Below are 11,817 nucleotides of genomic sequence, written 5' to 3'. Positions count from 1 at the left end.
CTGACTGAATATTCCTGGTTCCGTCAAGCTGTCCCGAAGCTTCGGGATTGTTGCAGCTTCTAACATGTTGCTTACTATAATCATATTAGATCCTGAAATAAATTCAGAATGACGTTTAGAAAATCATTTTTCAGTAAACCTTTTTATTAGTTCTTATTTTTCAAGGATTTCATATCAATCACAAAACGATATTTTACATCTGATTTTACAACGCGATCAAAAGCTTCGTTGATGTTATGTATATCTATCATTTCAATATCTGAAACAATATTATTTTCGCCACAAAAATCCAGCATTTCCTGGGTTTCTTTAATACCACCAATCACCGAACCGGCAATTCGTTTACGTCCGCCAATTAATCCGCCACCGTGCACGGGATCCAGAGGTTCAATTGCACCCACCAGGACCATTGTAGCGTCTCTTTTTAATAAAGCGATATACGGATTCATATCGTGACCAACCGGTACGGTATTCAAAAGAAAATCGAAACTTCCGGCTTGTTTTTTCATATCCTCTTCGTTTTTTGAAACCAGAACTTCATCAGCTCCCAGTTTTTTGGCGTCTTCAGATTTGGAAGGGGAAGTAGTGATCATCACCACGTGAGCTCCTAAAGCAGAAGCAAATTTTACGCCCATGTGACCAAGCCCACCAAGACCAATTACGCCAACTTTATCACCTTTTTTTACATTCCAGTGACGAAGTGGTGAATAAGTAGTAATCCCCGCGCAAAGTAGGGGAGCGGTAGCTTTCGCGTCAATATTTTCAGGAATGCTAAGTACAAATTCCTTATCTACCACAATTTGTTCAGAATAACCTCCAAAGGTATGGCCGCCTAAATGTTTGTCTTTACTATTATAGGTTAATGTGGCGCCTTTTTCGCAAAATTGTTCGAGGTCTTCTTTACAAGAATCGCATTCCTGGCAGGAATCTACCATACAGCCCACGCCTACAAGATCACCTTCTTTAAAATTACTTACGTTTTTCCCAACCTGGGTTACACGACCAATAATTTCGTGGCCCGGGACCACAGGATATTTAGAATTCTTCCAGTCGTTTCTAACCTGGTGAATATCACTATGGCAAACCCCGCAATATTCAATTTCAATTTGAACATCGTCTGCGGTAATTTGCCTGCGTTCAATGTTTAGTTCTTTTAAATTGGCATCGCTGGCTTGCGCGCCATAGGCTTTTACTTCACTCATATCAATCATTTTTCTTAAAGATAAAGAATAGAAAAGCTAATATTAAATGCCTATCCTGGTTTAACTTAATTTAACTTCTGTTTGATTATGAAAATCTTTAGGAATAGGAAACAGCCCAAAAACAAAGGACATTTAGAATATTTCTTTTTACATTAGGGCGAATTTTGAAAGCTTTAAAAATGACAAAAAAAAATCCCGGAATAAATACCATTTGCACCCATAGCGGAGAACTGGAAGACAAACAATTTAAAGGCGCGGTTTCACCATTATATATGGCTACATCTTATGCGTTTGAAGATGTTGAGGTAAAGCGCTATCCAAGATATTTTAATACTCCAAACCAGGTCGCGTTGGCTCAAAAAATGGCCGCTTTAGAACACGGGGAAGCAGCGTTGATATTTGGAAGCGGAATGGCAGCGGTAAGCACAGCGCTTATGGCTTTTGCGCAGAAGGGAGACCACGTGGTTTTTCAGAATACACTCTATGGCGGAACAAGTAATTTGATTACCGAAGAATTTGAGAAATTTGGATTGGAATATTCATTTACTAAAGATTCAAAACCCGAATCTTTTGAGGCTGAAATAAAAGAAAATACAAAGGTGATCTATATTGAAACACCTTCAAACCCACTACTTACTGTAACCAATATAAAAGCGATTGCCGAAATTGCCAAAAAACACAATTTGGTGAGTATGATAGATAATACTTTTGCTTCGCCGGTGAACCAGAACCCTATAGATTTTGGAATTGATGTGGTGTTACATTCAGCAACCAAATATATGGGTGGGCATAGCGATATTCTTGCAGGAACGGCGATTGCTTCTGAAGCGCATATTGATAAGATCTTTCAGCTGGCTAAAAATTTTGGTGGAAGTTTAAGTGACTTTACAGTTTGGATGTTGGAACGCAGTTTAAAGACTATGGGATTACGGGTAAAAGCCCAGAATGAAAATGCGTTGGAGTTAGCTCGTTTCCTTGAAAAACACGGAGACATTTCCAGGGTTTATTATCCCGGTTTAGAATCACATCCCGATCACGAACTTGCAAAATCACAAATGAAAGGTTTTGGCGGCATGATGTCGTTTGAATTGCGGGGAGGACTGGATTTTGATCTTTTTCAGAAGAAATTAAAATTGATAAAATCTTCTATGAGCTTAGCCGGCGTTGAATCTACCATCTTATCTCCTTCAAAAACTTCTCACGGCCTACTTTCTCCTGAAGAAAGAGAAGCCCAGGGGATAAAAGATGGCTTGATGCGATTTTCAGTAGGAATTGAAGAGAAAGAAGATTTGATGGAAGACCTGGAACAGGCATTGAAGGAAGTACGAGGATGAAAATACGTGGGACGAAGTTTGAAAGACTAACTTAAAATTAGATTTCCGCCTGCGCGGAAATGACAAAGTAAATATTATGAAACTAGATATATTGGCTATAGGCTCGCATCCAGACGATGTAGAATTAAGTTGTTCGGGCACTATAGCAAAAGAAGTAGACAGAGGAAAAAAGGTAGGGATTTTAGACCTTACTCGTGGTGAAATGGGCACTCGCGGCACTGCCGAAACTCGTGATAAAGAAGCAAAAGAAGCTGCAAAAATACTGGGCGTTTCAATTAGAGAAAACCTTGAATTTAGCGATGCTTTTTTTGAAAATAATACCGCCCACAAACTGGAAATTATAAAAATCTTACGAAAATATCGCCCCGAAATTGTTTTATGCAATGCAGTGGACGATAGGCATATAGACCACGGAAAAGGAGCGAAATTGGTAAGTGACGCCTGTTTCTTAAGCGGATTACGTAAAATAGAGACTATTTGCGACAGGGAAAGTCAGGAGGCCTGGCGACCCAAGCACGTTTATCATTATATCCAGTGGAAAAATTTAAAACCTGATGTGGTGGTGGATATTTCGGGATATATGGATAAAAAGATGGAATCGGTTCTGGCTTATAAAACCCAGTTTTACGATCAGGATTCTAAAGAACCTGAAACCCCAATTTCCAGCAGTAACTTTTTAGATAGTATTAACTACAGAGCGAGAGATCTGGGCAGATTAATCAGTACTGAACACGCCGAAGGTTTCACGGTAGAGCGTTACCCGGCGGTAGATTCTATTTTTGATCTAATCTAGAATGAAAATTAGTTTTCGCTAATTAATTAATTTGAAGCTTCTTAGCTTTAAGTACAGGAAATAGCAGTAAAATTCGTTCTAATATTAAAAATTTTTCTTTGGGAAATAGTTAAAATAACCTACATTTGCAACCGCAATTAAAATGGTGGTTGTAGCTCAGCTGGTTAGAGCGCCGGATTGTGGTTCCGGAGGTCGCCGGTTCGAACCCGGTCTTCCACCCCTTTATTCAAGCCTTCAGTTTTCTGAAGGCTTTTTTTATGCGGTGAATTTAAAGAACCTGAAATATTAAAATAGGCGCAATGCTGAATTGGTTTCAGTATCTAGGTGGCACTGAATAATAACTATTTTTTCTAATAAGACTTCCAAAAGCCTAAAATCAATCCTTATTTTTACAACACTAAAATTTCGACTATGAACTCCAGAGAAGAGCAATTAAAAGCATTTGATCGATTATTAACTATCATGGAAGAGCTAAGAGAGCAATGTCCCTGGGATAGAAAACAAACTATGGAATCGTTGCGGCATTTAACCATTGAGGAAACCTACGAGCTTGGCGATGCAATTTTAGATAATGATGTAGAGGAAGTGCGAAAAGAACTGGGAGATCTACTGCTACACCTTGTGTTTTATGCAAAAATAGGAAGCGAAACTAAAGATTTTGATATCGCTGATGTTGCTAACGGAATTTGTGACAAATTAATAGCCCGCCATCCACATATTTATGGTGATGTAGAAGTAGCAGATGAAGAAGAAGTAAAGAAGAACTGGGAAAACCTGAAACTTAAAGAAGGAAAAACCAGTGTTTTAGAAGGAGTGCCACGCTCTTTGCCGGCAGTGGTAAAAGCCAGTAGAATTCAGGAGAAAGTGGCCGGGGTTGGATTTGATTGGGAAAAACCGGAACAGGTATTTGAAAAACTTCAGGAAGAATTAGGAGAATTACAGCACGAAATAAATACCGAAAATAAAGATAAAATAGAAGCTGAATTCGGGGATGTTATGTTCTCTATGATTAATTATGCTCGTTTTCTTGGTATAAATCCTGAAAACGCTTTAGAACGTACTAATAAAAAGTTTATTACCCGGTTTCAGTATTTGGAAGGCAAAGCAAAAGGACAAAATAAAGCTTTAAAGGATATGACTTTAGCTGAAATGGATGTCTTTTGGAATGAAGCTAAGTTGTTGTAAGATTTTTATTTCCCAAAAATAATCACCTTAGGATTAATCTCCAATGCTGAAAATCCCAGGTTATTTCTTATCCAATCCAGGCTTTTTGCAGTATAGAAAAAAACATGGGTACGATCGTTTTTATAATACCAGTTATTGAAATCTATTTCTTCAGAATAAATAGAGGTTTTACAATACAATTTCCCTCCAGCATATAGTCGTTGGGCTAATTCGCTGAATTCACGCTTTGGATCATAGAAATGTTCCATGACTTCACAACAAATAATAAAATCGTAGGTAGCGTTTAATACGGCGGTATTCGGGTAAAAATAAGGATCGTATAAAGCAATGGAATATCCTTGTTTTTCAAGAATGTTTGCGGCAACTGGCCCGGTGCCACAGCCGTAATCCAACCCGGAATGTTTTGGAGTAAAATCCGTGAGAATTTGAGAGGTTATGGGGCTTACAAAATCCTGATAGCCGAGATCCTCTATGTCGTTATTGTGCGTGAGGTATCGTTTTTCTTCGGCGTTTTTTGAAATATAGAAGTCGGGTAAAAGTTGAATGCCACCACAAGTGGTGCATTCAACAAATTCCCTGTTCTTACTTTTCCAGAATTCTTTGGTTGCACCTTCGCAAAGAATACATTTCATATCGCTTTTCTTAGTAAAGCGACTTGATTTTACGAAGTTTTTCTTTCCAAACTTCCAGTTGTTCTTTCTGGTCGGCTATATTTTTGTGTACATCCTGTACCAACGGGTTATCATCATCTACATTAGAGAAAAACTGTAAGTTGTTTTCTAACTGTCTAATTTCAGCCTTTGTTTCCTCAATTTTCTTGGTAAGGAAATAATGCTCATTACGAAGTTTTTTATCATCGTCTGCATCATTTATAGCCTGTACCTTATTTTCGTATTTCAGCATCTCAGCTTTGGTGTGATCTACATCTAGTTTATTGAAAAGCTGATCTAAAGCTTTATTGAATTTCCCTTCAATAAAACGCTTATTGTGAGGTACTTTTCCAAGATTTTTCCAGTCTTCAATAAATTGTTTAATCTTAGGTAGGTCTTCTTTTTTATCGCCGGTTAGCTCTACAGATTTTACCTGCTCTAACAATTCTTTTTTCTTATCAAAAGCTTCAAATTCTTCTTTATTCTCATCGTCACGATTTTCGTGCATACGTTCAAAATAATGATTGCAGGCAGCTTTAAATTGTTTCCAAACCTTGTCGCTATCTTTTCTTGGCACGTGACCAATCTTCTTCCAATCCGCCTGGATTTTCTTCATTAAAGGCGTTACCGTCTTAAAATCGTCGCTATCTTTATTTTCTTCAGCAATTTTAATTAGCTCTTTTTTCTTTTCAAGATTATCGTATTGCTGCTTTTTTAGGTTTTTGTAGAAAGCGTTTTTATTTCGGTTAAATCGGCGAACGGTTTGTTTGAAATCAGTCCAGGTTTCTTCGTTTTTACTACGCGGTACCTTCCCGGCGTTAAAAAATGCTTCCCGAAGCGCTTCAATTTCCTTAATTTTTTGTTGCCATTTATTGTGGCTTTTATACTCTTCGTCTGCGATTTCCCTAATTTTCTCAATAATAACCTGCTTGGCCTTCCAATTCTCTTCGTAACGCTCATCCATCGTACTAAAGAATTCCTGGCGCTTATCGTGAATTTGTTTGGTAGCACTGCTAAAACGCTCCCAAATATCTTCCCGAAACTCTTTTGCAACCGGCCCAAGTTCTTCTTTCCACATTTTGTGAAGCATTTGCAATTCCCTAAACGCACGGTTTACATCGTTTTCCTGCACCAGTTCTTCGGCACGGTCTATTACTTTTAATTTTTGATCGAGGTTGTGTTTAAAATCAAGATCGCGGAATTCACGATTTAAATGAAGGAAATCATAGAAATTCTCTACGTGATGGTGATAAGTATTCCATACATCGTTATATTTTTCTCGCGGAATAGGCCCCGCAACACGCCAACGATCCTGGAGCTCTTTAAAATGCTTGTAAGTGGTATTTATATTTTCTTCAACATCAATTAGACCTTTTAATTCTTCAATAATTTCCAGGCGTTTGGCCAGGTTTTTATTAAGGTCTTGCTTTAGTTGCTTGTAGTAATTATTACGTTTTTCCCTGTAATCAAAATATAGTGAATTGAAACGTTTTTTTAGCGGAGTAGAGTAGTGGAAGTCTATAATATTCCCGCCTTCAGCAAGAAATTCCTCTTTTTTCTCCTCTTCTTCTTCGTTAAATTTCGCATTAAATTCAGCACGAATTTCAATTACGTGGTCTTTAATTGCCTGAACTTTTTCCTTTTTAAGCAAGGATTCAAATTCATCTGCCAGCTGTTCTTTGCTCATTGCGTGATAATCTTTCTTCGGAATATCATGCCGCTCAGCCTTAGTCTCATCTTCACTGTCTTCTGCAACAGAATCGTCTATATGCTCCTGGTGATGTTTTGAAGTTCTACCGTCTTCTTCTGAAGTTTCATCATCCTCATCGTCATCGTCATCATCATCATCAGAGTGGGCTTCACCTGATTTTTCTTCAGCTTTAGCACCTGTTTCAACCTGATCTTTTTCCTCTTCAGGTCGTTTTTTCTTCCTGCTTTCTTCAAGAATAGCATCATCTTCATCGTCTTCCTCCTTGCTCGCTTTATTTTCTTCTGAAGTGTTTTTAGTATCACCCGCTTCAGCAATCATAGCATCTTCCAGGCTATCATCTTTAGATTTAATTTCAGAGGCAGTTTCTGCCGGTTCAATTACAGCATTTTTCTCTTCTGAAGTTTTTTGGGTTTCAGACTTTTGAGAAAATGAATTTTCCTCTGCATTAGCATCATTATTTTCTTCGCTCAACTTCTTCTTATCCTGAGTTTGTTCAGAATTATTTGTTGATTCGTTAGAAAACTCCTCTTTGTTTTTATCATTTTCTTGCTGAGACATATCTTTCAATGTAAAGGTTCGTGTAAATTAATTAGGCTGAAAGATAGTAACTCCACTAAAATTGGGCAAACAATTCCCTTTTTTTGTAGAATTTAAAAGCAAAAAGTAGTGGTCATTTTGTCCATATCTTCCAGGCGCTTTCGGCTTGTAATTCCAACATTTTTAACCCGTTGGTTGCCGTGGCTCCTTTTGCCTGGGCACGAGCCATTAATTTTGTGGTGCGCGGATTGTAGATAAGGTCGTAAACCAGGTGTTTTTCGTTTATAAACTGAAAAGGAATTTCTGGATGCGCGTCAACATCTGGGTAAGTGCCTAATGGCGTGGTGTTTATTATAAGGCTGTGTTCTTTCATTATTTCTTCAGAAAGATCATCGTATCCCAATTTATTTTCTCCAGCAGATCTGGAAACAAATTTATATTCAATTTTGAATTTCTCTAGGGCATAAGCTACCGCCTTAGAAGCCCCGCCGGTTCCCAGGATAAGTGCTTTTTTATGATGCTCTTTCAAGAAAGGTTTTAAAGATTCAGAAAACCCTATATAATCGGTATTATGGCCAATTAATTTATTGCCAATTACATTAATGGTATTCACGGCACCAATTTCTTTAGCTTCTGGCGCTAGATCGTCTAAATAGGGAATAATCTCCTGCTTATACGGGATCGTAACATTTAAACCCTGCAGATTAGGTGTTTCTTTTATAACATCCCGGAATTCTTTTATATTATCCAGGTCGAAATTTCGATATTCTGCTTCAATATTTTCTTTCTTAAACTTTTCAGTAAAATACGTGCGGGAAAAAGAGTAACTGATATTTTTTCCGAGTAGCCCAAAATTCTTCATCGCTTTGCGGGTTTTTGGTTTTTCTTTTCGTACCAGGCGAGTCCCAATACTATAAGTATTCCTACAAAGATAAAGAAAATTGCGAGCCAGGTCTCGGCAGAGGAGAATGCGGGGAAATACCGGTCGTAATAATCTATTACTGCATTTCCCTGGCTGTCTAAAATCATTTCCCCGTTAGCGTCTACTTTAAAAATTTTTTCCTTCCAGGGCCAAACTACGCCCAGAGAGCCGGTAATAAAGCCAATAATTGCAGCAAAAGTATCGGTTTTATAATTTTTTAAAACGAAACCAAGAAGGTGGGAAAGGCTTACCAATCCTGCTAGGGAACCTGCCCCAAAAACCAGTAATACTTCCAAGAGTCTAATTCGTTCAGGATCGGCAAGGAAGCTTAGATCCCAAAGTAATAGATTGGCAATGGTATCATAAAGCGCATTTACAGAATCGACTAAAAGAAGTACATAATTTCCTAATAAAATTAGGATAAAAGACCCTGAAAGTCCGGGAAGCGTCATTCCTGAAACGCCTATAATTCCGCAGAAAAATACAAACCAGAGATTATCATTTTCTTTAGCAGGTTCCAGAAAACTTATAGCCACACCTACAATTATTCCCAGCAATACAAATACCAGGGAACGTTTGCTCCATTCTTCAAAATCTTTACTGATGTAATAAATGGAACCTACAATCATTCCAAAAAAAGCGGCCCAAACGTAAAGTTCGTAATGAAGAATTAAGTAATCCAGAACTTTAGAAACACTAAAATAACTAATAAGCATCCCGAGAATAAGTAAGCTCAGGAATTTTCCATTGGTATAGTAATATAAACTTCTAAACCTACCGTTGATAAGCAGAATAAAAGCTTTGTAATTTATTTTTTGAAGAGAATAGATGAATTCTTCATAGAAACCGGCAACAAAAGCTACAACGCCACCAGATACACCGGGCACTTTATTAGCTGCTCCCATAGCTAAACCTTTAAGTACCAAAAGCACTTTATCTGTAAAGGTTCTAGTTTGTTGCATTTACTTTGGTTGAACTTTTTGCGGCGAAAATTTCCAGACCCAGAATTAATAAAAATCCTGTAAGCATCAAAATTACGGCAAAGAAAGTTTGAGGCTCACCATTAAAATTCCACGGTAAAACCGAAGCTTCTCTTAGAACAACTTCCTTATCTCCATACATTTCGGTTTGTAGAACATGTTTCCAGGGCCAGATTTTATTAAGGGAGCCGGCTATAAAACCAGTTAGCACCGCCAGGGTGATACTGCTGTAATGTACAAAAAGCCATTTCAGAATTTTAGAAAAACTAAGTAATCCAATAACAGCACCTACGGCAAAGATTCCCAGGGTTTGGAAATCAAAATCGTGCGCGGCTTCAGTAATTCTTTTATAAGCTCCTAAAAGCACTAAAATAAAAGCGCCCGAAATTCCCGGAAGTATCATTGCGCAAATTGCAATAGCACCTGAAAAAAAGATGAATAAATTACTATCATTTGCAGCCATTGGAGGTAGGGAAACAATATAAAAAGCTACTCCGGCTCCAATAAGCAAAGCAAGGACAATTTTGAAATTCCATTTTGGGATTTGTTTGCCAACATACCAAATACTGGCAAGTACAAGACCGAAGAAAAAAGACCAGATTAAAACTGGGTGGTTCTCCAGTAAATAATTCGCAATTCTCATTAATGAAAAAATACTAATAAGAATTCCTATAAAAAGAGCTAAAATAAAAGGCCCGTTAAGTTGGTGCCACATGGCTTTAAAGCCTTTATTTTTCCAGGTAGTTATTAGCGAAAAATTTACCCCGCTAATGGTAGAGATTAATTCTTCATAAATTCCTGAAATAAAAGCAATAGTGCCTCCCGAAACTCCGGGAACCACATCTGCTGCACCCATCGCCATACCTTTTAGGGTTATTGAAAGATGGTCTTTAAAGCTTTTTTGCATGTGTACAAATTAAAATTCCGGCTCAAAGTTAGTAAAATAACTAAGAGAGGTTTATAAAGGAATTTATAATTTGTCTTACACTTTTTCGGTTAAAGATTTGAGGAAATAATTCTTCTATTACAATATAATATTCGGCATCTAGTTTTAGTCCTTTATTAAGGTGAAAATAAGCTTTTTCTCCTTCATTATGGCTAAAGTATAAACCGGCCAGCCTAAATTCAATCTCAGCGGTATCAGGATAAAATTCCAGTGCCTGATTAAGGTTTTGAATAGCAGTTTCAAATTCGCCAAGATCTATTAAGATATCGCAGCGTCTAACCCAGGTTTCTAATTCATAATTACCAAGATCAAGACTTTTTTTATAGCCGCGTTCCGCCTCTTCAAAAAACTTAAGGCGGTTATTGATTTTAGCGTAACGTTTCCAGTATAAAACGTTTTCCTCATCTATATTTATCGCCTTATTAATATAATAAAGCGCTTTCTGGTAATTTTTCTTTTTAATATAGAAATCGGTGATCGCAATCCAGCCTTTATCTAGAAGCGGATCTTCGTGCACGCAATCTTTATAATGTTTAAGGGCGAGTTCGTTTAATCCTAATTTCTCAAAACATTTTCCAATTCGCAAATATGCAAAAGAAGTAGGATCGTCTAACTCCAGGGTTAAACGATAGTTTTCTATAGCTTCGTGAAAACGGCCTAATTTTTCCAGAACTTTTCCTTTTTCAAGATAAGCGCCAATAAAATAATCGTCACTAATTATGGCAAAATCGAAAGCCGATAATGCTTTTTCGTAATCTTTTAGGTCAAAATATTGTTTTCCTACCTGGTGCCAGGCAACCTCGCAATATGGATTTTTATCTAAATACATATTCAGGTATTCAATGGCTGCTGTTTTTTGATCAAGAAAATCAAAACAGTACATAATATTGTAAAGCGCTGAATAATCCTCTTCATCGGCTTCCAGACATTTCATAAAGCTGAATTTCGCATTCTCAAAATCTTCAAGGAATAAATATTCCATCCCAATTAGGGAATAAACTTCAGCAGGATCCAGGGTAATGTCAAGCGCCATTTCTAAAACCTGAATGGCGTGAGCGTGGCGATCTCGTTTAGAAAGAATTTGTGCTTTTTGTATATAAATTTCTTCGTTAGAAGATTCTAATTGTTGTAAATCGGTAAGCATTGCTTCAGCAACATCCAGTTTATCTTCAAAAACCAAAATCTCAATTTTAAAAAGTTTTAGGTTTGTAGAAGTAGGATGCTGCGCCAGGCCTAATTTCACGGCTTTTTTAGCCAATGCAAATTTCCCGTTCTCTAAATAATAGTTAATAATATCTTCAAATTCCGCTGAATCAAAGAATAAAACATCGTTAGTTTTAAGCATAGATTCAAATCGGGAAAGTGAGAAATTGTTTTCGTCGTTATGGCTTAATTGCATACGTAGGTAATTACGGGATTTCTACTTTACTCACTAAGTGAGATTTATATATTCCAGGTTAAACCGGAATTATTGATCTTTTTGAATAAAATGCCTTGCGGCACTGCTTTAAGGTATTTCCTAAAATTAAAAATGAATAATGTTAAAAAGCTCAAATA

10 protein-coding genes and 1 tRNA gene are annotated in these 11,817 nt (G+C 37.2%); 4 read left to right on the top strand and 7 right to left on the bottom strand.

Translation table 11 applies throughout. From position 1 onward, the window contains the following. Window positions 1-146: 146 nt before the first annotated feature. Window positions 147-1,202, bottom strand: a complete 1,056-nt coding sequence (locus tag BM084_RS06070) for an NAD(P)-dependent alcohol dehydrogenase (protein WP_093303759.1) — start codon at window positions 1,200-1,202, stop codon at window positions 147-149. A gap of 179 nt (window positions 1,203-1,381) precedes the next feature. Here BM084_RS06070 and BM084_RS06065 point away from each other — a divergent pair, with 179 nt between their 5' ends. From BM084_RS06065 to mazG, 4 genes are all read left to right on the top strand, one after another. Further along, window positions 1,382-2,536 carry a trans-sulfuration enzyme family protein gene (locus BM084_RS06065; RefSeq protein ID WP_093303637.1) on the top strand — a complete coding sequence of 385 codons (1,155 nt, stop codon included), beginning with the start codon at window positions 1,382-1,384 and terminating at the stop codon, window positions 2,534-2,536. Window positions 2,537-2,612: 76 nt separating this feature from the next. Then, window positions 2,613-3,329 carry a bacillithiol biosynthesis deacetylase BshB1 gene (gene bshB1, locus BM084_RS06060; protein ID WP_093303635.1) on the top strand — a complete coding sequence of 239 codons (717 nt, stop codon included), beginning with the start codon at window positions 2,613-2,615 and terminating at the stop codon, window positions 3,327-3,329. Between the two features lie 144 nt (window positions 3,330-3,473). Then, window positions 3,474-3,549, top strand: a tRNA-His gene (locus BM084_RS06055). Window positions 3,550-3,740: 191 nt separating this feature from the next. Beyond that, window positions 3,741-4,514, top strand: coding sequence for a nucleoside triphosphate pyrophosphohydrolase (mazG, locus tag BM084_RS06050; protein ID WP_075327504.1), 774 nt, complete (start codon window positions 3,741-3,743; stop codon window positions 4,512-4,514). A 5-nt stretch (window positions 4,515-4,519) separates the two neighbouring features. Here mazG and BM084_RS06045 read toward each other — a convergent pair whose 3' ends face one another. The 6 genes from BM084_RS06045 to BM084_RS06020 all read right to left on the bottom strand — a co-directional run bounded on the left by BM084_RS06045 (window position 4,520) and on the right by BM084_RS06020 (window position 11,659). Then, window positions 4,520-5,146, bottom strand: coding sequence for a class I SAM-dependent methyltransferase (locus BM084_RS06045; protein ID WP_093303632.1), 627 nt, complete (start codon window positions 5,144-5,146; stop codon window positions 4,520-4,522). A gap of 10 nt (window positions 5,147-5,156) precedes the next feature. Then, window positions 5,157-7,433, bottom strand: a complete 2,277-nt coding sequence (locus BM084_RS06040; protein WP_093303630.1) for a DUF349 domain-containing protein — start codon at window positions 7,431-7,433, stop codon at window positions 5,157-5,159. Between the two features lie 112 nt (window positions 7,434-7,545). Next, complete coding sequence (locus tag BM084_RS06035; RefSeq protein ID WP_093303627.1) at window positions 7,546-8,274, bottom strand: shikimate dehydrogenase family protein; 729 nt, start codon at window positions 8,272-8,274, stop codon at window positions 7,546-7,548. Further along, the gene (locus BM084_RS06030) at window positions 8,271-9,296 is read right to left on the bottom strand and encodes a DUF368 domain-containing protein (RefSeq protein ID WP_075327500.1); all 1,026 of its coding nucleotides are present in this window, start codon (window positions 9,294-9,296) and stop codon (window positions 8,271-8,273) included. The genes BM084_RS06035 and BM084_RS06030 overlap by 4 nt, the downstream gene beginning before the upstream one ends. Continuing rightward, on the bottom strand, window positions 9,283-10,221 hold the full coding sequence (locus BM084_RS06025; protein WP_093303625.1) for a DUF368 domain-containing protein: 939 nt from the start codon (window positions 10,219-10,221) through the stop codon (window positions 9,283-9,285). Before BM084_RS06025 ends, BM084_RS06030 begins: the two co-directional genes overlap by 14 nt. A gap of 40 nt (window positions 10,222-10,261) precedes the next feature. Continuing rightward, window positions 10,262-11,659 carry a tetratricopeptide repeat protein gene (locus tag BM084_RS06020; protein ID WP_075327498.1) on the bottom strand — a complete coding sequence of 466 codons (1,398 nt, stop codon included), beginning with the start codon at window positions 11,657-11,659 and terminating at the stop codon, window positions 10,262-10,264. Window positions 11,660-11,817 lie beyond the last annotated feature (158 nt).

The sequence above is a fragment of the Salegentibacter agarivorans genome, from assembly GCF_900113135.1.
Classification (GTDB): domain Bacteria; phylum Bacteroidota; class Bacteroidia; order Flavobacteriales; family Flavobacteriaceae; genus Salegentibacter; species Salegentibacter agarivorans.
The sequence above is the reverse complement of the archived record's forward strand: the minus strand, read 5'-3'. Positions and strand labels throughout refer to the sequence as shown.